General features: G+C 47.4%; 20 protein-coding genes. 7 read left to right on the top strand and 13 right to left on the bottom strand.

Annotated elements, in window-relative coordinates:
- Window positions 1-12: 12 nt before the first annotated feature.
- The 5 genes from FJ444_RS00680 to FJ444_RS00700 form a co-directional block, all read right to left on the bottom strand.
- Window positions 13-2,904 (bottom strand): TonB-dependent siderophore receptor, encoded by a 2,892-nt coding sequence (locus FJ444_RS00680; RefSeq protein WP_140955988.1) that lies wholly within the window; start codon window positions 2,902-2,904, stop codon window positions 13-15.
- Window positions 2,905-3,033: 129 nt separating this feature from the next.
- Window positions 3,034-4,092 (bottom strand): FecR family protein, encoded by a 1,059-nt coding sequence (locus FJ444_RS00685; RefSeq protein WP_140955989.1) that lies wholly within the window; start codon window positions 4,090-4,092, stop codon window positions 3,034-3,036.
- 15 nt (window positions 4,093-4,107) lie between these two features.
- A complete protein-coding gene (locus FJ444_RS00690; RefSeq protein ID WP_140955990.1) occupies window positions 4,108-4,650 on the bottom strand; it encodes an RNA polymerase sigma factor in 543 nt (180 codons plus the stop codon).
- Window positions 4,651-4,755: 105 nt separating this feature from the next.
- Window positions 4,756-7,335, bottom strand: a complete 2,580-nt coding sequence (locus tag FJ444_RS00695; protein WP_140955991.1) for a TonB-dependent siderophore receptor — start codon at window positions 7,333-7,335, stop codon at window positions 4,756-4,758.
- A 380-nt stretch (window positions 7,336-7,715) separates the two neighbouring features.
- Entirely contained in the window at window positions 7,716-8,063 is a 348-nt protein-coding gene (locus FJ444_RS00700) for a Grx4 family monothiol glutaredoxin (protein ID WP_181405015.1), read from the bottom strand.
- Window positions 8,064-8,547: 484 nt separating this feature from the next.
- On the opposite strand from FJ444_RS00700, the gene sodB reads away from it, so the two are divergent.
- The 4 genes from sodB to FJ444_RS00720 all read left to right on the top strand — a co-directional run bounded on the left by sodB (window position 8,548) and on the right by FJ444_RS00720 (window position 14,218).
- Complete coding sequence (gene sodB / locus FJ444_RS00705) at window positions 8,548-9,132, top strand: superoxide dismutase [Fe] (protein ID WP_140955992.1); 585 nt, start codon at window positions 8,548-8,550, stop codon at window positions 9,130-9,132.
- 314 nt (window positions 9,133-9,446) lie between these two features.
- Complete coding sequence (locus FJ444_RS00710; RefSeq protein ID WP_140955993.1) at window positions 9,447-11,369, top strand: PrkA family serine protein kinase; 1,923 nt, start codon at window positions 9,447-9,449, stop codon at window positions 11,367-11,369.
- A 42-nt stretch (window positions 11,370-11,411) separates the two neighbouring features.
- A complete protein-coding gene (locus FJ444_RS00715) occupies window positions 11,412-12,701 on the top strand; it encodes a YeaH/YhbH family protein (RefSeq protein WP_140955994.1) in 1,290 nt (429 codons plus the stop codon).
- Entirely contained in the window at window positions 12,701-14,218 is a 1,518-nt protein-coding gene (locus tag FJ444_RS00720) for a SpoVR family protein (protein ID WP_140955995.1), read from the top strand. The genes FJ444_RS00715 and FJ444_RS00720 overlap by 1 nt, the downstream gene beginning before the upstream one ends.
- A gap of 85 nt (window positions 14,219-14,303) precedes the next feature.
- Here the strand turns inward: FJ444_RS00720 and FJ444_RS00725 are convergent, their stop codons facing one another.
- From FJ444_RS00725 to prmB, 3 genes are read right to left on the bottom strand one after another with little or no spacing between them, the layout of a single operon-like run.
- Window positions 14,304-15,488, bottom strand: coding sequence for an MFS transporter (locus tag FJ444_RS00725; protein WP_140955996.1), 1,185 nt, complete (start codon window positions 15,486-15,488; stop codon window positions 14,304-14,306).
- 25 nt (window positions 15,489-15,513) lie between these two features.
- A complete protein-coding gene (gene aroC / locus FJ444_RS00730) occupies window positions 15,514-16,617 on the bottom strand; it encodes a chorismate synthase (protein ID WP_140955997.1) in 1,104 nt (367 codons plus the stop codon).
- Entirely contained in the window at window positions 16,618-17,556 is a 939-nt protein-coding gene (gene prmB, locus FJ444_RS00735) for a 50S ribosomal protein L3 N(5)-glutamine methyltransferase (RefSeq protein ID WP_140955998.1), read from the bottom strand.
- A 112-nt stretch (window positions 17,557-17,668) separates the two neighbouring features.
- Here prmB and smrB point away from each other — a divergent pair, with 112 nt between their 5' ends.
- Window positions 17,669-18,223 carry an endonuclease SmrB gene (gene smrB / locus FJ444_RS00740; protein WP_140955999.1) on the top strand — a complete coding sequence of 185 codons (555 nt, stop codon included), beginning with the start codon at window positions 17,669-17,671 and terminating at the stop codon, window positions 18,221-18,223.
- A 15-nt stretch (window positions 18,224-18,238) separates the two neighbouring features.
- Here the strand turns inward: smrB and FJ444_RS00745 are convergent, their stop codons facing one another.
- The 5 genes from FJ444_RS00745 to FJ444_RS00765 form a co-directional block, all read right to left on the bottom strand.
- The gene (locus FJ444_RS00745; protein ID WP_083271529.1) at window positions 18,239-18,364 is read right to left on the bottom strand and encodes a DUF3149 domain-containing protein; all 126 of its coding nucleotides are present in this window, start codon (window positions 18,362-18,364) and stop codon (window positions 18,239-18,241) included.
- A 163-nt stretch (window positions 18,365-18,527) separates the two neighbouring features.
- A complete protein-coding gene (locus tag FJ444_RS00750; protein WP_140956000.1) occupies window positions 18,528-18,944 on the bottom strand; it encodes a hypothetical protein in 417 nt (138 codons plus the stop codon).
- Window positions 18,945-19,038: 94 nt separating this feature from the next.
- The gene (locus FJ444_RS00755; protein ID WP_140956001.1) at window positions 19,039-19,677 is read right to left on the bottom strand and encodes a hypothetical protein; all 639 of its coding nucleotides are present in this window, start codon (window positions 19,675-19,677) and stop codon (window positions 19,039-19,041) included.
- An 85-nt stretch (window positions 19,678-19,762) separates the two neighbouring features.
- On the bottom strand, window positions 19,763-21,349 hold the full coding sequence (gene gshA, locus FJ444_RS00760) for a glutamate--cysteine ligase (protein WP_255438851.1): 1,587 nt from the start codon (window positions 21,347-21,349) through the stop codon (window positions 19,763-19,765).
- Between the two features lie 113 nt (window positions 21,350-21,462).
- On the bottom strand, window positions 21,463-24,321 hold the full coding sequence (locus tag FJ444_RS00765; RefSeq protein WP_140956003.1) for a pitrilysin family protein: 2,859 nt from the start codon (window positions 24,319-24,321) through the stop codon (window positions 21,463-21,465).
- A gap of 161 nt (window positions 24,322-24,482) precedes the next feature.
- On the opposite strand from FJ444_RS00765, the gene FJ444_RS00770 reads away from it, so the two are divergent.
- Both FJ444_RS00770 and FJ444_RS00775 read left to right on the top strand, forming a co-directional pair.
- Window positions 24,483-25,046, top strand: coding sequence for an Hpt domain-containing protein (locus tag FJ444_RS00770; RefSeq protein ID WP_140956004.1), 564 nt, complete (start codon window positions 24,483-24,485; stop codon window positions 25,044-25,046).
- A gap of 14 nt (window positions 25,047-25,060) precedes the next feature.
- The gene (locus tag FJ444_RS00775) at window positions 25,061-25,765 is read left to right on the top strand and encodes a TIGR01621 family pseudouridine synthase (protein WP_255438852.1); all 705 of its coding nucleotides are present in this window, start codon (window positions 25,061-25,063) and stop codon (window positions 25,763-25,765) included.
- Window positions 25,766-25,774: the final 9 nt, after the last annotated feature.

Genomic DNA, 25,774 nt, shown 5'->3' on the forward strand with positions numbered 1-25,774 from the left:
ATTGTCTACACACTACCATTTGGCGTTTAACGCCGCAAAATAGTAACTGCCATCAATGCCCCCCGGGCTGGTTGACGGGTATTTTGCGCCAGCTACAAACCTATACGGGTTGATATCTGGCTGAGTATTAAACACATTATTTACCCCGATGGTCATACTCCACTTCGGATCCAGTGCATACTGCCACCGGGCATCCAACGTAAAACGTCCACCCGTTTCAATATCCAGCCCAGCCGCCGCATCCAGGTGATCTTCGTAAAATCCGCCGTAGTAGTTTAATCGCCAGCTTAGCTCTGTTGGGCCAAGTTGCTGATTCATAGTAATGTTGGCTCGCCAGGCAGGCAAATTATCTTCCAGCATGCGGATACGTTGCCGGGTGAGATTAGCGATATCGTTGTTGCTGGCAGTTTGATGTAATGACACCCGGGTAACCTGCGTATCTGTCCAGTTTATGCTTGCCAGCAAATCGTTTTGCCAGTTACCCAGTGGAAAACGCCAGTGAAAAATCATGTCCATTCCACGAGTGAGCGTATCAAAGTCATTGGTGAAATACTTGGCACTACGGTAGGTTTCAGCTTCTTTAAACCCCTGTGCGAGTAGCAATTCAATGGTAACTTCTGAGAGTGGAATAGCTGACGTTGTGCTGATCCGGTCGGTAAGGCGGATTTGATAGAAATCCAGGGTAAATTGCGCCACAGACGCAACCTTGGCGACCAATCCAATACTCAGATTGGTGGATTCTTCTGGCGCCAGTGCTGACGCACCCAATAGTTCAGCAACCGGATTCGACGGCGGCAGGGTAACCTGATCTTCCAGCCCATTTAAGCCAAACTTGGTACTGATATTAATAATATTGCTTTGTCCAACGGTGGGCGCTTTATAACCAGAACTCACTGAACTGCGCAGGGCCATATTTTGACTAAACTGCCAGCGAGCACTGAATTTACCGTCTAAATGCGTACCAAAGTCAGAGAAGTCTTCTGCGCGAATTGCGGCACCAAACAGCCAGGCCTGAGAGAAAGGTATGGTTGCATCAACATATATCGCACGATTGTTGCGTTGCCACTGCCCCGACGTTTCAGGGCGATAACCCGGAAATCCGTTTGCCCCTACTGAAAACCCGGAATTAACCCCTGTGACATTTTGCGCAAACGGGCCAACTAAATAGGAGGCTTCCTCACCCTGAATTTGCTTATACAGTTCACTGCGCCACTCTATGCCCATTGCCAGCGTAACGGGTTGATGCAATTGCGCGTTGACCTCCTTTACCAAATCCAGACTGGCATTTTTCTCTAATTGCGCGGCCCCACCAGGATTAAACGACGTAGGGGAATCAGGGCCTAGTGAAGGATTCACGGTATTGTCTATGTAATACTGAATCCCCGAATACCCTACTCCTGCGCTAATATCGTAAAACCAATCATTGCCAAGATCGCCGCGGATCCCAGTGTACCAGGTAGCATCTTTGACTTTGCCGCCAAAGCGCGGCGTAAATCCACCCGGAAACCATTCGTTGAACGCAAAGCAATTACGTCCGATTTCAGTGCCAGGGTCGCTAATTTGCAAATACGCCGACGACGTTAACAGATTTTCCCCAGTAACGTTCACTGAAGGACATTCAATTCCTTGTCCGATGCCGTCTAAATCCGCAACGAGCAATGCCCGCTGACCATTTATATTATCGGTAACAAACACCCCCTGACGGGATTGAGGATGCCGAAAATAAAACTCCCCTTCCATTTCGCGAAGGGTACCCAGCGCAAAACTGTACCATTCTTTGCCATTGGAAAGTGGGATCGCCGTATTCAGTGCTAACTTAATATCACTGTCCATGTCTGCACTACCCCATTGCTGAGCAGGACTGGCGATAAACGTATTACCAGCATCAATCAGATTTTGGGCATCACTGCGCTGTACACTTCGAGAGGTAGGTTGCTGTTGCTGAAATTCGCTGCTGACATGCAGAAATCCACCATTCTGAAAACCAATACCCTGGCTATATTGCACGCCAATCATTTCGCCATCACCTGCAGAATACTGACCGCTGGTTAGGGTAAATGAGCCGCTTTCTGGTGCGCTTTTGAGCTTAAAGTTCATCACACCGGCAATGGCATCCGATCCATATTGGGCCGCCGCACCATCGCGCAGTACTTCAACCTGTTCTATGGCGCTTACCGGTAATACGGAAATATCCGGACCTTGTGCCCCGTCAGACAAGCCGCCGCCCAAAAACGTGATCACTGCAGAGCGGTGACGCCGCTTGCCATTGAGTAACGTTAAAGTGTGATCCGATGCTAACCCGCGCAAATTGGCGGGGCGTACCAGCATGGCGGCATCGTTAGTGGTTTGCGCATTCACATTCAACGACGGCACGGTTTGAGTTAGCGCATCCAGCATATTCTGGCTGCCCTGAAAGAAAGGCTGGTCAAGCGCAATGATATCCAGCGGAACCGCTGATTCATAAGCGCCTCTTGCCGAAGCGCGGGTACCCAGTACCGAAATGCGTTCAAATTGGGGAAGCTTTTCTTCAACTGGCGTAATAAGGGCTGTATCCGGAGCGTCAGCGCTTTCAACGGTATTACTTTGCTCAACTCTCTGAATAATGGTTAAAAAGCCATTGTCGTCCAGATTTAAGGCCAGCGGCGTGTCGTTTAACAATAACTGCAACACTTCCTCAAGGGTGTACAACCCTTCTACGCCAGGTAATACAATTTTTTGCGCCAGCTCGTAGGGAAATAACAGTGTGGTTTTAGCCTGAGTAGCAACCTGAATTAACGCTTTATCTGCGGTTTGCGAGCGAATAGAAAAAGAATAACGCTGAGCAGTGAGCTGGCTGTTAACGCCTTGAGAGGTCTGTGCATAACTATTTACCGGCGCGACAGAGCCGCTGGTAACCAGTATCAAAAATAAAGAAGCGCTTGTCCAATACCTAACGTGCAAGGATGAATGTTAATGCTGCGTAAAATTCCGCTAATATTTACATAAACTCAACCGCAGTGCACCCATTCTCTGTAAATAGCCTGCTATGTGCGGTTAAATCGCACTATCTGCACGATGTAAATGAATATTTTGCTCGCTGTCTTTATAAGATTGAATGTCAAAACTGTTTTGCAACGCTGCCAAAAGACCGTTGATATCGCCTACCCGGAAATAGCCGGCAATACGCGTATCGACGATGCGCTTGTCATCTATGACAAATTTTACCCGGGTGTAGCGACTGATTTCATCCAGCGCCTTAGTGAGCTCCTGACCCGTAAACACAATCTGACCATCCTGCCAGGCCAGACTCTGAGCAATCTCAGACTGTGTTAATGCCGTTCTTGCCGAAACACTCTTGTTGATCAATGCCTGTTCACCCGCGAACACCATTACGCCTTCCAGTTCTATTGGTAATGGCGCACGGTTGCGCTGGGCAGACGTTGTGGCGTCGGATACTGTTTGCTGGCTTACCCTGACCTTACCCTCAGTAACCACCAGCTCGAATGCTTTGCCCTGGGTGTATTCCATATTAAATGCCGTACCCACCGCAGTGACAGAACTGTCGCCTGCAAAAACAGTAAAGGGACGTGCGGGATCGTGAGCTACATCAAAATGGGCTTCGCCTTTTAACAGCTCAATTTGCCGGAAGCCAGGAAAAAAATTCACGCGGATTTGCGAATCCGTATTTAAAAATACTTTGCTGCCGTCTGCCAGCAACACCGTTTTCTGTTCACCCACATTGGTTGCCGAGTCCTGAGAGACACTGGCAACGGCTTCTTCGGGCTGAATGGAGGGAAGCATATTCCAACTCAATGCGCCGGTTACCGACACAGCAATAAGCGCCGCTGCAGCTAACCATTTGCGGCTACTGGCTGTGCGTACCTTTTTACGAGGTTGATAGGTCACCAAACCTTGCAAAGCATGCATTACACTCATGTCATCCCACAGCGACGCCATATCGAACAGCATTTTCTGGTTAGACGGATTCGCTGCCAACCAGTGTTGCAGTTGAACCGTTTCCTCTGCTGAAATACCGCGATCGATAGCGGCAACCCATTCACAGGCTTTGGCCTGAATGGTTTCTTTGCTGTTGAATTGACTAATGTTACTCATGACTACTGCTCTGCTTTACCCCAGATTAGACTGGCTTTCGTCCCTGTTATGGGGCTGCTGTTGCCGCGCTAAAAACTGTGCACACTGCATCAGGCCTTTGGCAACATGCTTTTCCACGGTGCTTTCGCTGATTTGCAAAAGCTCTGCGATGTCCCGCTGGCTCATATCGTACACTTTCTTTAACAAAAATACGCGCTTTACTTCTGCCGACAGGTTTTCAGTTGCCTGACAAAAGTGAATAAACCGTTGTTTGCTCTCAACCTGTCGCTCTATCATTTCATCACTGAAATCGGTTGCCAGTACATCCATATTCTCAACCTGATCGTTGAGTTGATGAGCTGCCCGGGAAACGTGATTAAGCGCCAGATTCCGCACTGTTCTGAGCATATAAGTGCGTTCGTATTGTATTTCTTGCTTTAACTCTGCTTCGTAACTTTTTACAAAGGCATCCTGCACAATGTCTTCAATATCGTTGTCGTCCACAATTGAACTTATCGCCCGCATTAGCTTGCTGCGATATTTTACGTAGGTGGTAGCGATTTTCGATGTGCCGCTCATTATTCAGTCTTATTTAACCTGTTGCGATTTTATTATTATAGCTTCGGCTGAAATGGCCGGCCGGCATTATACCGGTCGACCATGGTTTCAGGGAAACAAATCACCTTAGAAGGTGTAAATACCTCTCAGGTAATAGAAGCCACCGTTAATACCGATTGGTGACGTAGTTGGGTACTTAGAACCGGCAATTTCGTTATCGTACAAGACGTTTTCGTCAGGACGCTCGTCGAACAGGTTCTTAGCACCAGCAACCAGTTGCAGGTTTTCGGTAAAGTGATAGCCCACTTCTAAATCGAAAGTGTATTCAGAACCAACCAAATCGATAGGCAAACCTGAATCAAGGTGATCCTCGAAGATACTGCCTGCATAATTCAGTCGACCCAGCACGCGCCAGTCACCATTGGTGTGGTTTGCTGTCAAGCTATAACGCGTTGCTGGCAGGTTGTTCTCCAGCATGCGAACGCGGTCAGCTGAAATGTTATCTGACGCTTCGTCTACTGTGGTTGACGTCCAGTTATATGCCAATGAGAACTTGGTTTCGCCGCCCATCATGTCCATTGAGTAGTTAGCAACGATATCAACACCTTCAGTGGTGGTATCAAAATCGTTAGTGAAGAAGCTGACTTCAGAGAAGCTTGACGCATCTTCTACACCTTGAGCTAACAGCGCAGCGATGTCTTCAGCAGTTAACTTGATACCAGAAGTCGTACTGATACGGTCAGTTACTTCGATGTGGTAATAGTCAACGGTCAGGAACAATCCGCTGTCAAATTCAGCAATCATACCAACGCTCATGCTTTCCGACTCTTCAGGCGTTAATTGCGAACCGCCTTTTTGTACAGAGATAGGATCGGTTGGAGGCAGCGTTGCACGGTCGATAAGCTTACCGTCAGTACCAAATGCCGTAGTAACGTTACGCACGTTGCTCTGACCAATGGTAGGCGCTTTAAATCCAGTGCTATAAGCACCACGGAAAGCGATGTCGTCGGTTAACTGATAACGCAGCGACACTTTACCTTTGGTGGTATCACCAAAGTCAGAGAAGTCCTCATAACGAAGTGCCGCGGTTAACAGTAAATCTTCGGTAAGTGACACTTCTGCATCAACGTACATTGCAATATTGTGACGTGACGCTTCACCCGCACTGCGCTCAGACAGGCCAGGGAAACCGTTCGAACCAATGCCAAAGCCCTGTGACGCCAATGGACCAATTGCCCAGGACGCCGCATCACCCGCTACGCTTTCGTAAGTTTCATGGCGATACTGGAAACCACCTGCTAAATACAATGGCTCAGACAAACCCACATCAAATGGCTTGTTCAGATCGATATCCAATGATTTTTCAGTTTGCGTGTATTTACCTGGTTTAAACGAGGTAGGCGTATCTGGCCCCAATGATGGGTTAATGGTATTGCTAATCGCAAAGTCCACTTCGTTCTGACCAAAGTTCAGGCTGATGTCGTAACCGATTTCATCGCCAAACTCACCGCTGGTACCCACGATGACAGACATATCCTGAACGGTACCACCGAAACGCGGTGTGAAGCCGCCTGGGAACAGTTCGTTAAACGCAAAACAGTTAGCGCCAACCGCTGTTGAATTATCTGCAATCAATGCATAATCCGCGTTATCCAGAACGTTGCCATCGCTAATGCGCACCGCTGGACATTCAATACCTGTGCCTACGCCATCGAGGTCACCTACCAGCAGCAATGGTGTACCATCATCATCGGTACCGCCATCGTAAACACCGCCACGAGTGTGCGGGTTACGGTAGTAAAAACCGCCTTCCACTTCACGCTCAGCATAGTTACCGAACATGTACAGGCGAGAATCAGCGCTTAAGTCCATTCCCAGGTTAGCAAATAACTTCACATCGTCTTTAATTTCCGGGCTACCCCAGATTTGCGATGGATTAGCCACAAAGGTGTTGCCAGCCGCAATAAGTGCCGCAGCATCATCGCGCTGTACGCTGCGAGAAGTTGGATCAGAAGTGCGGTATTCCGCAGTAATATTGGCAAAACCATCAGAACCTAATGGCATACCTACGTTACCACTCAGTTGCAGCATATCGCCGTCACCTTCGTAGTAAGAACCAGTGCGTGCTTCAAACATGCCGCCTTCAGCTGCATCTTTGAGTACAAAGTTAACCACACCTGCGATGGCGTCTGAACCGTACTGTGCCGCCGCACCGTCACGCAGTACTTCTACCTGCTTAAGTGCTGCTGCCGGAATAGTTGAAATGTCAGGGCCTTGGGCACCGTCAGACAAGCCACCGCCCAGGAAGGTAATAACCGCAGAGCGGTGACGACGTTTGCCGTTTACCAGTACCAGCGTGTGGTCTGATGCCATACCACGTAAGTTCGCAGGACGAACCAGTGTTGAGGCATCGTTGATAGGTTGGTCGTTAACGTTCAGTGATGGCACCACTGTTTGTAACATCGATACCATGTCAGTAGAGCCCTGATTTACGAACTCTTCTTCAGAAATGATGTCGATTGGTACGGCTGAATCACCGATTGAGCGAGGCGCTGCGCGCGTACCTACTACGGCGATTTTTTCTACGTTTTTCGCTTCGCTTGTTTCCTGAGCAAGTGCAGGTGTTGCCACTACACTACCCGCAGCAACAGATGCTGCAAGAATCAGCCGAAGCTGAGAAGTCAGCTTTGATAAACTTGTGTTCATAATGGTTTCCCGGTTTATTATCAGGCCATTTTAGAGGTGCATTTGCAGTGCAAAATACGCCGGCCTTTTATGTGTAAATTTAACCTTCAACTCCATCTCGAGGATCCGAAATAGCCTTTGGGTTATAGACGCTAAACCATTAGAAAACAAACAAAATATGGGAAATAAAAAATATATTTTTGGGGTATGGAGGATCGTGTTTTGCGACTTGTCTATAATATGTTAAGCCAGATTTAACTGGTAATTTTTTAGCGCTTTTTGGGCATTATTTATACAATGCTCGCTCTGCAATAAAATGTGAAATCCGGCCGAAAAAAAACCGGCTTTTGGTAGCCGGTTTTTATAAACAGTGCGAATTTTCATCAGGCCAATGGCCCGCTTTATTCCGCTTTTTGTTTAGCAGCAGTTTCTTTAATCAGCGTTTGCAATTCACCTTGCTGAAACATTTCCAGCATGATGTCGCAGCCACCTACTAATTCACCGTCTACCCATAATTGCGGGAACGTGGGCCAATTGGCATATTTTGGCAATTCAGCGCGAATATCCGGATTTTGCAGGATATCAACATACGCAAACTGTTCACCACATGACATTAGTGCTTGTGATGCCTGTGCAGAAAAACCACAACTAGGGAGTTTAGGTGAGCCCTTCATGTATAACAGGATCGGATTTTCCGCGATTTGCTGTTGAATACGTTCTAATGTGCTCAGTTCACCGTTGTTTTCCATGAATGCCTCTTAAGATCTGTTCTGAATAGCTAAAGTAGATTACCGCTAATATGGTATTAGATTGCGCTTTTTCAAGCTGCAACAAATCAGTATTGTTCTGCCGCTGCCAGCGTTGGGAGACACTTTATCACCTTTTCTATGTTTCCCCTATGCCAGCAAGCACAACTATTAAACATTTGCTTAGATCTCATCTCTCTATGGCATGCTGTTTTGAATTGATCGATTCTGCGTGGCTCGCGGTAATATACTTGCGGCGTAACAAATATTGGCAATTGCGCAAATCATCATATAGTCTGATGATTCTTAGCAGTCGCTTTTGACGAATCAACTTTGAAAAACATCAACCCATCGAAAAATCCATATTTTGTCATTGGGTTAGTAAAATTCGTCCCTATATACAACACAGTCGGGGTAACGCCCATACAGAACAACACTTACTCTGACAACAGACTACGTACAATCAACCACGAAAATGGAGACTCAAATGGCTTTTGAATTACCAGCGTTACCTTATGAAAAAGATGCTCTGGAGCCACATATTTCAGCAGAAACGCTTGATTTTCACTATGGCAAGCACCACGCCACGTATGTAACCAAGCTAAATGGTCTAATCGAAGGCACAGACCTGGCATCAAAAAGCCTGGAAGAAATCGTTAAATCTTCTGAAGGTGGCGTATTCAACAACGCAGCTCAAATTTGGAACCACACGTTTTACTGGCACAGCCTGAGTCCAAATGGCGGCGGTGAGCCAACAGGTGCCCTGGCAGATGCCATTAAAGCCAAGTGGGGTTCTTTCGACGATTTCAAAGCGGCGTTTAACGACAAAGCAGTAAACAACTTTGGTTCAAGCTGGACCTGGTTAGTAAAAACAGCGGATGGTAGCCTGGATATCGTAAACACCAGCAACGCAGCCACCCCTCTGACAGACGCTAACCTGACTCCGCTGATGACAGTTGACCTGTGGGAACACGCTTACTACATCGATTACCGCAACGTGCGTCCTAAGTACCTGGAAGGTTTCTGGGCACTGGTTAACTGGGAATTTGCAGCAGCAAACTTCGCAGCATAACAGCACATAAGCGTTAAATTTGTCACAAAATACCCGGCTTTCGCCGGGTATTTTTTTGCCTGAATCACGAGAAATCAGCGGCGTTCAAAACGCGCTTAACTGTGACCGAAAATCCCGTAATTGATACGAAAATCCTGCATCTTATACGCAAACCATCGACGCTCTGAAACCCCAATAAAACTCTGCCCTGCATGATTTTATTAACAAAATTGTTGCAAAAATAAACGATAAATAACCGATCGTGGGCCTTTGTTTTCTCGTATTTAGGGTCTATGCTGGAACTACGGGAGACCGTTTTTTATACAGGGGTATTTATGGGTATTTTCGAGCATTACCAAGAGCGCTATGAAAAACATAAGCAAGAAGAGTTCACAATCCAGGAGTTCTTAGACATCTGTAAAAACGACCCGATGGCCTATGCAAACTCCGCAGAGCGTTTGTTAAAGGCCATTGGCGAACCCGAGATGATGGACACCTCGACAGAACCAGCCTTAAGCCGTATTTTTTCCAACCGTATCATTGCACGTTATCCGGCATTCCATGAGTTCTTTGGCATGGAAGAAGCCATCGAACAAATCGTTTCCTACCTGAAGCACGCCGCTCAGGGATTGGAAGAAAAGAAACAAATTTTATATTTACTGGGGCCGGTAGGCGGCGGTAAATCATCATTGGCAGAACGGTTAAAAGAATTGATGCAGATGGTGCCGATATACACCCTGCAAGGTTCGCCGGTGAACGACCACCCGTTTTGCCTGTTCGACGTAAACGAAGATGGCCATATTCTGGAACAGGAATACGGCATCCCAAAACGCTATCTCAAAACCATCATGTCGCCCTGGGCTCGTAAGCGCCTGCACGAGTTCAATGGTGATATTACCAAATTCAAAGTCGTAAAAACCTTTCCATCCATTTTGGATCAGGTTGGTATAGCTAAAACAGAACCCGGTGACGAAAACAACCAGGATATTTCTTCGTTGGTAGGTAAAGTGGATATTCGCCGCCTTGAACAGTTTGCTCAGAATGACCCTGACGCCTATAGCTACTCAGGTTCTTTGTGCAAGGCTAACCAAGGACTGATGGAATTCGTAGAGATGTTTAAAGCGCCCATCAAGGTGCTGCATCCCCTGTTAACCGCTACCCAGGAAGGTAACTACAATCCTACCGAAGGATTCTCTGCGCTTCCCTTTGACGGGTTAATTCTGGCCCACTCCAACGAATCGGAGTGGCAGACATTTCGCAATAACAAAAACAACGAAGCCTTCCTCGATCGTGTTTATATTGTAAAAGTGCCCTATTGTTTGCGCGTGTCTGAGGAAATGCGCATTTACAACAAACTACTTGAAAACAGTGAATTATCTGGTGCGCCATGTGCGCCGGACACACTGAAAAGCCTGGCACAGTTCATTGTACTGTCGCGCTTAAAAGCGCCGGAAAACTCCAGTATTTATTCAAAAATGCGGGTATACGACGGTGAAAGCCTGAAAGATACCGACCCGAAAGCCAAGTCGTATCAGGAATATCGCGATTACGCCGGTGTGGACGAAGGCATGGTAGGATTATCCACGCGCTTTGCGTTTAAGATCCTGTCCCGTGTGTTTAACTTTGACCATACCGAAGTAGCTGCGAATCCGGTTCACTTGTTTTACGTGCTGGAACGCCAGATAGAGCGCGAGCAATTCCCCCAGGAAACCGCAGAACGCTACAAGGAATTTCTGAAAGGCTATCTGATTCCGCACTATGTGGAATTCATTGGTAAGGAAATTCAAACCGCTTATCTGGAATCCTATTCCGAATACGGCCAGAATCTGTTTGACCGATACGTAACCTATGCAGATTTCTGGATACAGGATCAAGAATACCGCGATCCGGAAACCGGCCAGTTGTTCGACCGGGCGTCGCTGAATGCTGAGCTGGAAAAAACTGAGAAGCCAGCTGGAATCAGTAACCCGAAAGACTTCCGCAACGAAATCGTGAATTTTGTGCTGCGCGCCAGAGCCAACAACGGGGGTAAAAACCCTACCTGGACCAGCTATGAAAAACTGCGCACAGTTATTGAGAAGAAAATGTTCTCCAACACTGAGGATTTACTGCCGGTTATTTCGTTTAACACCAAAGGCAGCGCGGATGACAAGAAAAAACACGATGACTTTGTTAATCGCATGGTGGAGAAAGGCTATACCCAAAAGCAAGTACGCTTATTGTGTGAATGGTACCTTCGCGTCCGTAAAGCATCTTAAGCCAGCAGCATTACGCGTTTAGCGCTTGAATGAAGGGGTTGTATGGCACATTTTATCGACCGCCGGTTAAACAGTAAGGGTAAGAGTACGCTTAACCGGCAGCGTTTTTTAAAACGCTACAAGCAACAAATTAAACGCGCCGTGTCTGACGCTGTAGGTGACCGCTCGGTGACCGACGTAGACTCTGGCGAGCAAATCAGCATTCCAAAACGCGATATTTCTGAGCCGGTATTTCACACCGGAAAAGGGGGAAAGCGCACTGTTGTGCATCCGGGAAACGATCAGTTCATTGCCGGCGACCGCATCGACCGCCCACCTCAGCAAGGAGGGGGTGGCAGTGGTCAGGGCGACGCCAGTGACTCAGGCGAAGGCCAGGATGACTTTAACTTTTCCATTTCCAAAGATGAATACCTGGATTTACTGTTTGAAGATTTAGCGTTACCCAATCTGAAAAACAGCCAGTTCAATCAGGTCGTGCAGTACGAAACTTACCGGGCGGGATTCCAAACCGATGGCGTGCCCAGTAACCTCGATATTGTGCGTTCACTAAAAGGCTCAATGGCGCGCCGTATTGCATTAACTGCCGGTGATCGCCGCAAGCTTCGGGAATACGAGGAAGCCCTTGAAGCGCTGCACAACGACAAGCACGACAACACCGTAGCCATCATGGAACTGGAGCACACCATCGCGGTATTAAAAGCGAAAATCGCTGGCGTACCCTTTATTGATACCTTCGATTTACGCTTTAAAAACTACGCCAGAAAGCCAGTACCTACCAGTAAGGCCGTGATGTTTTGTTTAATGGACGTATCTGGCTCCATGGATCAGGCTACCAAGGATATGGCCAAGCGCTTCTATATCTTGTTGTACCTGTTTTTAAGCCGAACGTATAAAAACGTTGAGGTGGTGTATATCCGCCACCATACCCAGGCTAAAGAAGTAGATGAGCAGGAATTCTTCTACTCGCAGGAAACCGGGGGCACCATTGTATCAAGTGCGCTAAAACTCATGGACGAGATTATTCAGTCAAGGTACCGGGACAGCGACTGGAATATCTATGCCGCTCAGGCTTCAGATGGCGACAACTGGGCCGACGATTCCCCTCAGTGCAGGGAAATTCTCACTAAAAAATTATTGCCGGTAACGCGGTATTTCGCCTATATCGAAATTACCGAACGCCAGCATCAAAGTCTGTGGCGCGAGTATCAGACCGTGGAGGAAAGTTGCGACAATTTTGTGTGTAAACACATTGTTTCAGTTAACGATATTTATCCGGTCTTCCGGGAGCTTTTCGAGAAGACCAAATCAACGGGCACCGCGGGAGGAAATTAATGGCTGCAAATACTGCTGTTAAACGACAGCCTTTGAGTGACGGCCCCGACTGGACGTTTGATCTGTTGGAGCAATACGAAACGGAAATAGATCGCATCGCCAAGGCGTTTCGCATCGACACCTACCCTAACCAGATTGAAGTGATCACAGCGGAACAAATGATGGACGCCTATGCCAGCATTGGTATGCCCATTAACTATACGCACTGGTCGTTCGGTAAAAAGTTTATTCAAACCGAGCAGCAATACCGGCGCGGCCATATGGGGTTGGCATACGAAATAGTGATCAACTCCAACCCGTGTATTGCGTACCTTATGGAAGAAAACACCATCACCATGCAAGCACTGGTTATGGCGCACGCCTGTTATGGGCACAATTCATTCTTCAAAGGCAATTATCTGTTTCAAACCTGGACAGACGCCAGTTCGATTATTGACTACCTGGTGTTTGCCAAGAACTACATTGCCAAATGCGAACAAAAATACGGCTATGAAGAAGTAGAACAAACCCTCGACTCCTGTCACGCGCTGATGAACTTTGGCGTTGACCGATACAAACGGCCACAAAAGCTGTCATTGCAGGAAGAGAAGAGCCGCCAGAAGCAGCGCGCAAAATATTTACAGTCTCAGGTAAATGAGTTGTGGCGTACCCTGCCGGAAGTTAAACACGAATCCAGCCAGGAAGCACCGCGTTTCCCCGCCGAACCTCAGGAAAATCTGCTGTACTTTATAGAGAAGAATGCGCCGTTACTGGAACCCTGGCAACGCGAGCTGGTGCGGATCGTGCGCAAGGTATCGCAGTATTTTTACCCGCAAAAGCAAACTCAGGTTATGAACGAAGGCTGGGCATGTTTCTGGCATTATCACATATTAAATACGCTGTATGACGAAGGGCTGGTTACCGACCGGTTCATGCTTGAGTTCCTGCACAGCCATACCAGTGTAGTAACACAGCCGGAGTACAACAGCCCTTATTACAGTGGCATTAATCCCTATGCACTGGGCTTCAATATGTTTATGGACATCAAACGCATTTGTGAGAAACCGACAGCGGAAGACAAATACTGGTTCCCTGATATTGCAGGGAAGGACTGGCTGGACACCGTACATTTTGCCATGCACAACTTTAAGGACGAAAGCTTCATCAGCCAGTTTTTATCGCCCAAGCTGATGCGTGATTTTAAGCTGTTTGCCGTAGAAGATGACGTAAGTAAACCCTATGTGAGTGTATCAGCGATTCACGATGAGCTAGGTTACCATGCCATTCGCGAAAAGCTGTCAGCACAGTACAACCTGAGTAATCTGGAACCCAATATCCAGATTTATAACGTAGATGTGCGTGGCGACCGTTCTTTAACGCTGCGCTATGTGCCGCAAAACGGTATTCCATTGGCAGACAGTAAAGACGAAGTCATGCGCCATCTGCACCGCTTATGGAAATTTGATGTAAAGCTTGAACAACTGGAGGAAAACGGCAGCACCAAAGTGATTGCCAGTTGCCTGCGCAGCAGTGCCTGACACCCTGTTAGTTAATCTGCGAGTCGCCACCACCGGGCTATATTCTGGCCCGGTGTTTAATACCAATTGCGCAGCATACAATGGGTTACCCCTGATGTAATGGATGTCGCTGATTCATTTGCTCAGGCTTGAGTAACAACAGCAGTAACCCACCCGCTATCGCGCACATTGACGCGCAAGTAAAGGTAACGAACGCCCCACTGCCCTGTTTCCACAGATGGCCAGCCGCGAAATTCCCCAGGGCACCGCCTAAACCAAACGCTAATCCAATGTAAGCAGCCTGAATGCGACCATGGATATACGACGGAAAATAATGATGAATAAATTGCATGGAGGAAGAATGGTTCAGACCAAAACTCAATGCGTGAATAAACTGGCTAAAGAATACCAGCCAGAAATAGTCGGCAAACGTGCCGAGTACCCACCAGCGTAAACCGGTAGCCAGCAAACACAACATCAACAGACGCCACACTCCAAAACGGGTGATCAGCCGTTGAGCAATGAGGAATATTCCTACCTCAACTACAACGCCAAGGGCAATCAACAAGCCGGTTTCCATACCGCTATAGCCCAAATCCCGCATGTACAGCGCAAAGAAACCATAATAAGCACCAAAGCTTACCTGCAAGAGACCATTAACTAACAGAAATATCATGACTACCCTATGGCGCAAAAAGCGCCAAATGCTGCCCTTTTGCGTAGTATTGCGTTGCATTGTGCCTGGCTGTTGCAGCGCAAGCGTACTGATAAAAAGCGCACTTAACACCAGCATAGACGCGTAAATGGGCGTTTCAGTGGCAAAAAAATCCAGCCCTTGCCCAACTAACACCGTAAGCACAATAAACCCTACGCTGCCCCATAAGCGTACTCGTCCGTATCGTTTTGAGTCACCTTCAACAGTATGCAGGGTTAATACTTCCAGTTGAGGCAGCACGGCAGTCCAGAACATCATCATTAAGCCCATGGTTAATGTAAGGTACCAGAACGAATAAGCCCAAAAGACACCAATAAAACTCATTACGGTTAGCGCGCAGCCAAGGCGAAGAATCAACAGGATCTTACCGGTTCTGTCGGCGATGCCCGCCCACAATGATGGTCCGATAATACGCGCCAGGGTGATCACTGCAAACAGCTCACCTATTTCAGATGAAGTAAAACCACGTCCATCCAAAAAAACACCAAGATAAGGATTTATTACGCCAAGCTGCCCGAAGTAAAGCGCGTAGGTAAGGCTAAGCGCGACAACGGTAAAGCGGTTTACCGTTGTCATAGCAAAGAGATTATAAAAGGTGGGATCACTTTTTCGCGTTACCAGGGATCACGGGGGTTTTGCTGAGCACATCCGCATTTTGTGCGCGATGGCGCAAACAGTGATCCATTAACACCAATGCCAGCATAGCTTCGGCAATTGGCACAGCCCGAATACCCACACAAGGATCATGACGCCCTTTGGTAACGATATCAATCGCGTTTCCATCGATGTCGATGGTTTTGCCGGGTACAGAAATACTGGATGTCGGCTTAAGTGCCATATGTACCACCAGGTCCTGCCCGGTTGAAATACCACCTAACACCCCGCCAGAGTGATTCGATTCAAAGCCCTCTGGTGTTAGTGTGTCCCGATGTTCACTGCCTTTTTGCGTGACCACGCCAAAGCCATCACCTACTTCCACACCTTTAACAGCATTGATACCCATCATCGCACCAGCGATATCGGCATCCAGGCGGTCAAAAACAGGCTCGCCTAATCCCACCGGCATATTAGTCGCCACTACCGATACTTTCGCACCAATAGAATCACCTGATTTTTTCAGGTCGCGCATGTATTCATCCAGCGCTTCCAGTTTGCTTTTGTCCGGGCAGAAAAATGGGTTTGTGTTGATTACATCATAATCAATAGTATCAACGGCAATGGGTCCTAACTGCGACAAAAAGCCATGGATTTTAATGCCATAAACTTGTTCCAGAAATTTCTTGGCTATGCCCCCTGCCGCTACGCGAATAGCCGTTTCCCGCGCGGAAGAACGACCACCGCCGCGGTAGTCACGCAGGCCGTATTTTTGCTGATAGGTATAGTCGGCATGCCCTGGGCGAAAACGGTTGGCAATATCAGAATAATCCTGGCTGCGCTGATCTTTGTTTTTGATCAGTAAACCAATACTGGTACCCGTAGTTTTCCCTTCAAACACGCCCGACAGAATTTGCACTTCGTCGTCTTCGCGACGCGCCGTGGTGTAACGAGATGTACCGGGCTTTCTGCGATCCAAATCTACCTGTAAATCCGCTTCGCTGAGTTCCAGCCCCGGTGGACAACCGTCTACCACGCCACCTAATGCGATACCATGACTTTCACCAAAGGTACTAACGGTAAAAAACTTTCCGAATGTATTTCCGGCCATTTACACACTATTCCTGTTGTTAAATCGTACAAGAGCCGCTTTCGTAACGGCAAATATCCCATGGCCCCCTTGTGCCAGCTCTACCCATTCCAGGTCCAAACCCGGGAATCGGCTGTCCATGTGCACCAGAGAATTGCCCACTTCCACTAACAACACACCATTATCAGTAAGGTGTTGAGGGGCCTGTTGTATAATAATTTCAACCAAATCCAGACCGTCATCACCGGCAGCCAGTGCCAGTTCAGGCTCGTGTTGGAATTCGTTTGGCAAATCAGCCATGTCTTCGGCATCCACATAGGGCGGATTCGATACGATTAAATCGTAAGTCTGCCCTTCCAGATGACTGAATAAATCGGAGTAAATCGGGAACACCCGATGAGATAATCCGTGCTCCTGAATATTCATTTCGGCTACCGTAAGGGCATCTTCGCTGATATCCACTGCATCGACTTCTGCATCGTCAAACGCATAGGCCATGGCAATGGCAATACAACCACCACCGGTACACAAATCCAATATGCGTGCAGGCGGCTCGCTTAACCACTGACTAAATTTATTTTCAATCAGTTCGGCAAACGGTGACCGTGGTATCAATACCCGCTCATCGACGTAAAATGGCAGGCCGCAAAACCAGGCTTCATTGGTTATATAGGGCAATGGCAAACGCGTTTGCACTCGCTGAACAACCAGCTCAGCCACTTTACTGCGTTCACTCTGTGTCAATCTGGCGGCAAACAGCCCATCACCTGTTTGGCGGGTTAATCCGTACGGTAAATGCAGCGCCTGAAACACCAGGCTTACGGCTTCATCCCAGGCATTATCGGTTCCATGCCCAAAAAACAAATCTGCGTCGTTAAAACGACTCACCGACCATCGCACCATATCTAAAATTGAATGCAAATCGGCAATAGCCTCGTCGAGGTAAAATTTGTCTGTCATGCTGCTTACCATGCCCGGATCAAAGAAAGCTGGTATGATACATAATGTTGACCAGTTCGGACATGCTTAATTTGTCCAATCTGTATTGTAATTTCACAGAGGATAGCTACGCGTGAAGAAGACCCCGACAACGTCTGCCGAAGACCTGGACGACCTGTCTCTTTTTCAGTCAGAAGTAAAAGGGATTAAGCGCTTTATGCAGGATACTTACGTGCCACCTCAGGCAACGCGTAAAATTGCCGTAAAACGCCAGCAAAAAGCCTCGCGTCACGCCCATGCAAGCTTTGAATTTTCTGATGCATTTGAAGGTTTCATACCGCCACAAGGCGCGCTTCGTTACTGCCGGGAAGATGTTCCAGCCTACGAACTTAAACAACTCAGACGTGGCGACTACAGCCCCGATTACATCCTGGATTTACATGGCATGACGAGAAATCAGGCCAAACTCGAATTGGCCAGTTTACTGCACACGGCACAACAGGAACTGGTTGATTGCGTGTGTCTGGTACACGGACATGGCACCGGCATTCTGAAACAAGCGCTACCTCACTACCTGATTCAGCACCCGTTGGTAAGGGCATTTCACCAGGCCCCTTTGGAGTACGGCGGACAAGGGGCCTTGCTGGTATTATTAACGGTGGATTCACCGTTTGCGAAAAAGCGCTAGCTTTTTCGGGTCACCTTACTTGTGATCATCGCCACTGTTATGGATAAACAGGTAGGTGTAATACGCCATCATTACACATACAATGAAAATACCTAACAGAGAGCCCCAAACTACTGGATCTTTTAATAACATACTCCACATAACGTTCACCTTTTTTGCAATTTCTATGGTTAAAGTGTGCCCCTTTCAGACATAAAAAATGCTGATCTAAATCAATCCATAAAAGCCCGCGCGCACCACAGTATGATGTAGATCAAATGTTGGAACTTATTCATTGATATGCCGTTGTGCCAACATCGTCTCACTATGATAACGGCCTGTTTAATTGCCAAAAATTCAGTGATGGCAGCGCCGAAAACTGGCCCACTCCGGAGCTAAATAAAGAGATATGAAAAAAATAAAAGAAAAACCCAATGATTACTTGATAATAATTATCATTTAGATTACGGTAGATATGCCTGTTGGGTATCTGATGATTGACGGTCTTGGGCAGATACCCACTTTTCTGGGCAGGCATTTTGCCTGCCCGATTTTTCTTGTCGTTTATAACTAGGGCGTGTTGATCTTTGCTGTATGATTTTGCAGCAGTCTGTGCGACGTTTATACAATGAAGCGCAAGTGAAGTGTAGTCATCTACATGAACTTGGGCTGAAGCAGTAGAAATGTTGCACCGGCGCTGCCCGAAAGGTTCGCTCCAGGTGTCCACCGCTTTTTGTTGCATGCTCTTGATGCAGAACCACTGCACCTGCGAACATGCGCCGCGATCGCTGAACACCTAGAACGAACAAAATTAATACAGCAAAGATCAACACGCCCTAATCAAACAATTTCCAGAACCAGCCTTTTTGTAAATCGTCCTCGCAGCCTTTTAATTGACCGGCATAACGCAATGAGCGCTCTTTAACGCGATTTGCCACTTGTTTTAACCAGGCCTTGTTGTTGTACGTTTTTTTACGATAACCGCCCCACCCCTCGTGGTAGTTCAGGTACTGGGCATAGGCATCCCACTTCGAGATACCGTTCACGGTGTGTGTTTTACTGATAAACCAGCCCATGAAATCCATGGCATCGTCAAAATCGTCGCGATTGGCGCCGCTGTTGCCTGTTTCGCGAATATAATCGCTCCATGTGGGGGTTTTGGCTTGCGAATAGCCATAGGCAGAACTAACCCTGCCCCAGGGAATTAAACCAAACAGGATATAATCCCGTGGCGGCAAGGCGTCGTGGCGAAATGAACTTTCCTGATACATCATCGCCATGGGGACGTGAATGGGGACTCCCCATTTGTCACGCATATCCGACGCGGCGTCGTACCAATCTTCCTTTTCGTAGAATATTTCACACAGGTTGCTTGTGTCTTTCGGTGGTGTTGTGGCACATCCCACCAATATCAGCGGAATAAAAACCACCCAACCTGAAAAAAAAATACAAAATTGTTTGAACTTTTTGTACATACATTGTCCAACCTAGTGTTCCGAATGTGTGTTTCCCTGGAACGAATGCTTTATGCCTGACCCGCGTCAGGCATTTTTTTTTGCCCTAATTTTGTGGCGGACGGGCAAAATACTCCTGTATAAATGTATCAAAAGACACGTTATCAGCGGCCTCGATGTCCTTTTGTGCAATCAGAGATTGCGCCGCCTCTTCAACAAAGTCAGCTTCCGACTTATAAGTATAATCGAACGCCTTAATTTCGTTGCGATACGTATCGGCCAAAGTGCGACCCACTACGGCGTTGTCACCTTCGGCGAGCAGTTTATTTAACCAACGGCCTGAAAAGGTTTTATCCGGGTCGGTGATTTTTTGCCATTCCCGCTCTATAGCCAGACTATAGCAATTGCTGTTGTAAGCTTTATCTAACAACTGGGCTACGGTGCCAAATTTAGCAAATAATTGCTCAGCCCAGCTCTGCATGCTCACTTCCTGATCGTTATTTAACAATGTAAGTCCTGGCTTGCGCCCTTCCAGTACAATGCGATTCAGGTTTACTTCGGTTTCTTTGTAACGCTCAGCAGTGAACTCTAGGCTGTCCATCAGCAAACAACTAATCAAAAATACATCCAGGAAATCAATCTGTTCGCGCGCAATACCTGTTGGACTGAATGGGTTAACATCTAATGCCCTAACCTCAATGTACTTTACTCCGCGGGTTGCCAGTGCATCGGTAGGTTTTTCCATGGTATTGGTTGGCTGCTTTGGACGAATGGGAGAATAGAATTCGTTTTCGATTTGCAGCACGTTTTTGCTCAATTGCTGGTAGTTTCCGCCTTCACCGGCGGCAAAACCCGCGTAACGCACTGAAGGCTGGTACATTGCCTGGCGTAATAACCGGACGTAATTATCCAGCGAGTTGTAACAAATTCGCAGTGAAGACTGTTCTGTACTGGTGTACCCCAATCCGCTCATCCGCAGAGACGTGGCATAAGGCAGATAATAAGTACCTTTACCTAATTGCTTGAAATCCAAACCATGTTCACGACCGGCAACAAAAGACCGGCACAGTGCGGGCGATGCCCCAAACAAATAGGGGATCAGCCAGCAGGTTCTGCGATAGTTTCGAATTAGTTTGAAATACTGCGCCGAGATCCAATCCTGAGTGGGCTGCACCTTATGCTGCGACGCAAGCAGCTTCCAAAGGCTATCCGACACTGAAAAATTAAAATGCACACCGGCAATAGCCTGCATCATGCTACCGTAGCGATTGCGCAATCCTATACGATAGGCTTTTTTCATTTTGCCAGTGTTCGATTCACCATAATACGCGATCGGTATTTCCGCTTCATTTTTAATAAAGCACGGCATGCTCAGTGGCCATACGCGTTCTTCACCTAATTGCTGAAGCGTAAATTTGTGTACATCGGCCAGTTGCGCCAGGGTTTTGTCTGCGTCAGTTTCCGGAGGGGTAATAAACTCCAGCAGTGATTCAGAGAAATCAGTGGTAATGCTGTCGTGGGTAAGTGCCGCCCCCAAAGTCTGCGGGTGTGGCGTTTGGGCAAGCGTGCCCTCTGGGTTAATTCTGAGACATTCTCGTTCTACGCCGCGTTTGATGCCGTTAAAACTGTGTACGGCAGAGGGATCACTTAACGCGCCTATATCGTAGGTAAATTCTGAAGTCAGTGGAAGCAATGTCAGTATCCAGGTAAACCTCCGCAGCGCACCTGCTGCGGAGTGGTTAATTCTGACGGTATCTTATCAAATAAATGGCTGGTGTTAATGCCTGATTATCTGAAATTAAATGGTTATCCACCGACAAATGACACTTCATGAACCGGCATAGCCAGCGCGTCTAACTGTGGTTTGAGTACTTGCTTGTCACCCACAATGATAATTTGCAAGTCATTGGTATTAAGCAAACGCCCTGCAATATTATCTAATTCCGGTTTGGCAATATTCAGAATAATCGACTTCTGCGTTTGTTTGTAATTACTGGGCAGATCATAGGCGACCAAACGCCGAAGAAAGGCGGCTTTGTCCATCGGTGTTTCGTATTCCAGCGCTTCACTCAGGGTAAAGGCATTTTGCATAAACGACAGTTCGGCCTCAGTGATCCCCTGTTGTTTATATTGATTAATTTCCTTCATTAATTCCTGAATCCCAGCCTGCGTGTACTGCTGCTTCAGCTCGGCACCCGCCTCGAACCAGCCCAGCGATTTACCGCCATTAAATGACGAATAAGCCCCATAGGTATAGCCTTTATCTTCGCGCAAATTCTGGTTAATACGACTATTAAAGTCATCACCCAATGGAAAGTTCATCAGTTGAGCGTAAAAATAATCTCCAGTTGCATCATAAGGTAGCGAACGGGAGACCATTCGAACCGTACTTTGCGTGGCTCCTGGTACATCAACCAGGTAGATATGGTTAGACTGATACTCAGGAAAACTGCCGTAACCGGGAATGGTGTAGTCGGGTCCTTGCCAATCAGCTAAAAAGCCAAGCCGACTGATCAGTTTTTCCTGCGAAACATCCCCCACCATTACCAGCGTGCTTTTGGCTGGCACATAGTAAGTTGAATAAAACGTTTTCACATCTTCCAGGGTAATATTGCTAATGGTGTCAGCAGTACCTGTTTGCGACAAACTGATGCGGTTTTCCTTGCCCCACAACACCAGCGATGTTGCACGCTCCGCCAGCGCTGAGGGATTCGTTGCCTGTGAATTAATGCCGTCAATTACCTGCTGTTTTAACCGATTAAAATCGGTTTCGAGAAAAGCAGGTCTGAATAATTTCTCTTTCAGTAAATCCAGTGTCGCGTCGAAGTTTTCCGTTAAGCAGGAAACAAACACCTGCGAATATCGACCATTACTGGAAAAACTGATTGACGATCCCAACTTAGCCAACGCATTCGACATTGCCTCATTGCTAAAGGACTGCGTAGTTTCGTTCATCATCATCGCGGTTAGTTGTGATAACCCGGCTTTCTCCATTGGGTCGAGCAACATCCCGCCATCCATATCCAGCGTAAAACTCACGGTGGGTGTTTCGTCACTGCTCACACCAATGATTTGCATACCATTAGCAAAGGTATCCCGCCAGAACTCTGGCACATTTACAACGGGCGCAGGACCAGCATCGGGAACCAAAGAGCGGTCAATTGTGGTGTTGCTTTGAACCGGCTCAGTGCTTGTCAGCATACCGTCTGTGCCTTCATCGCTCTCATTCTGCGCAGCTATCTCCCTGGGAGGCTGCACATAAGTTTGCGGCGCGGCAGCCAGCTCAGGCTGCCCGTTTGGTACTACACTCAACACCACCGCTTTTTTGCCTTTAATGTATTTTCTGAAAACCCGGTACACGTCTTCCTTCGTCACGCTATTGTATCGGTGAATGTCTTCGTTAATGAGATCAGGGTTTGCAAAAAACGTTTCGTTATAGGCCATGGTAGACACCTTGCCACTTACGCTTTGTAAACCGTAAATAGTCGACGCTTTAATACTGGCTTTTACGCGCAACAACGCATCGTCATCAAAGGGACGGGATTCAAAACTGTCCAGCATAGACTGAATGGTGTTGTACATGCTGCTCAGACTTTCTTCTGATTCGGGTGATACCAACGCCATTAAATTGAATTCGCAAGCCAATTCGCTGCACGGATGAGAAACACCTGCCTGCACGGCCTTGCCAGTTTTTACCAGCGATTCGTAAAATAGCGAAGTTTTACCACTGCCCAGAATGTTCGACAGTACGTCCAGCGCCGCTTCATCTTCGTGCCGCGCATGCACGGTAGGCAGCACGACTTGAAGAAGCGGTAAGTGAATATTGTCTTCCAGTGTAATAAAGCGATGCTCAGCCAACTGCGGTACACCGGGTGCTTGCGCATGAACCGGTGGGCCGGGAGGAATATCATTGAAATAACGTTCAATCCACTGTTTGGTTTGCACAATATCAAGATCACCACCAATGGTTAAAACAGCATTATTAGGGCCATACCAACGTTTGAAAAACGCCTTTAAATCGTTTACGTCAACGCGGTCAAGATCGTCTACGTAACCAATGGTAAGCCAGCCATAAGGATGGGATGGCGGGTACAAGGCTTCGGCAATTTTCTCATGACGCTTGCCATAAGGCTGATTATCAACGCGTTCGGCCCGCTCGTTTTTAACGGTTTCGCGCTGGATCTCAAATTTTTCCTGGGTGACTGCGGGCAATAAAAATCCCATTCGGTCAGCTTCCAGCCACAACACCTTTTCAAGTTGATTAGACGGTACGGTTTGAAAATAGTTGGTGCGGTCCCGGTTGGTTGTGCCGTTCAGCGTACCACCCGCATCGGTTACAATTTTAAAATGCTGTTCGTCTGCCACATGCTGGGAGCCCTGAAACATCATGTGTTCAAAAAAGTGCGCAAATCCGGTTTTACCCGGCAGCTCTCTGGCTGAGCCAACGTGATAGGTCATGTCAACATGGACCAGGGGATCCGAAGAGTCCTGATGCAAAATAACGGTTAAACCATTGGCCAGCTGATACTTTTCATAATTAATGTGAACAGGTTGTGCTACACTTTTACTGGTGTCCTCCGACACGGGTAAACGTGTATTTTTAGCGAACTGGCATGCAGATATCGCACAAACACATAAACCGACTAAAATGAATCTAAACGACATGTAGTGATTCCAGGGAAATTAAATGCCAGTCTGTGAAGATAGGAAAACGTTAAACTAAAGTTGAGCACTTTAACAAAAAATATAACTAAAAGTGTACAGCAAATGCGAATACCATATACAAATACCTGACTTAACAATCCACAGTTGAAACGAAAAGCGATATGACAACAATAAATGATCCCATTAATTTCGAATTTGGCCTGAAGCAATTAAATGGCAATATTGCATTACTTTATCGTTTGTTGCGGAAATTTGCTGACGAGTACAGAGATATCGACACACGTTTAACGGCGTTGCTTGAGCAACAGGATTTCGCTGGTGCAGAAATTCTGGTACACACACTGAAAGGTGTGTCAGGCAATTTGGGGTGTAACGCTGTGTTTGATGCAAGCAAAATCGTCAATCAACAGATTAAATCGTTAGAATCCAATAGTGACGATCTCACTGTTTTGTTTACACAGGTAAATGCAACGGTGGCCATTATTGATGCGTTACCCACTGAAGGCGATGCGTCAGGTGCATCTGCAACACCCCAAAGTGACAGCAAAGCAGCGGTTAAGTTGTTAATGCAGGCACTTACCAATCATGAATTCATCAGTACGGACAAGCTTAACGGCTGGTTTGACGCCATGGGCGCAACACCGATGCAACGGCAACAGATCGGTTCCGCTATTGATGAGCTGGATTACGATACGGCGCAGCAATATCTTTCGGCATTGGCCTGACACAGACATCCAACTTGAATATTCTGTACTCTCACCCCGACTTTATTGTTATTAATAAACCGCCAGGGATAACCATGCACGACCCGCAACATGGCGTTGTGCAAAGTGTTGAACAAACTCATCACTTGCAAAGCCTGCATCTGGTGCACCGGTTAGATGATGGCACATCCGGCTGTTTGATTCTGGCAACAAACGCACAGGCAGCAGCCCACTTTGAGGTATTGTTTCGCACCCACCAGGTGCAAAAATACTATCTGGCTTTGAGTGATAAAAAACCCAAGAAGAAACAAGGCAGCATTATTGGCGATATGAAAAACCGCCGAAATGGTCAGCATATACTTCTAAAGAGCCGGGAAAATCCAGCGATTACACAGTTTCACAGTGTGGGTTTTGACGGTGCCCCCCGGGCATTCATTGTGCGTCCGTTAAGTGGCAAAACACATCAGATTCGCGTTGCCCTTAAGAGTCTGGGCAGTCCTATTTTGGGCGATACCCTTTACGCAGGCAGTAACGCGGACCGCATGTATTTGCATGCCTGGGGTATTGCATTTAGCTGGCATGGCAAGGCGATCAACGTGTTTTGCTCACCTGAGCACGGCAACGCGTATGTTCATGCTGATTTTTCTGCCTGGCTGTCACAGCAACCTAACCCCGCAACATTGACATGGCCTGCTGTGCCCGGTAAATCCACAACACCTGTTAAGACCGGACCGCAATAATGCGTTGGT

The organism is Aestuariibacter sp. GS-14 (assembly GCF_006494365.1).
In the GTDB taxonomy this organism is placed as follows: Bacteria; Pseudomonadota; Gammaproteobacteria; order Enterobacterales; family Alteromonadaceae; genus Alteromonas; species Alteromonas mangrovi.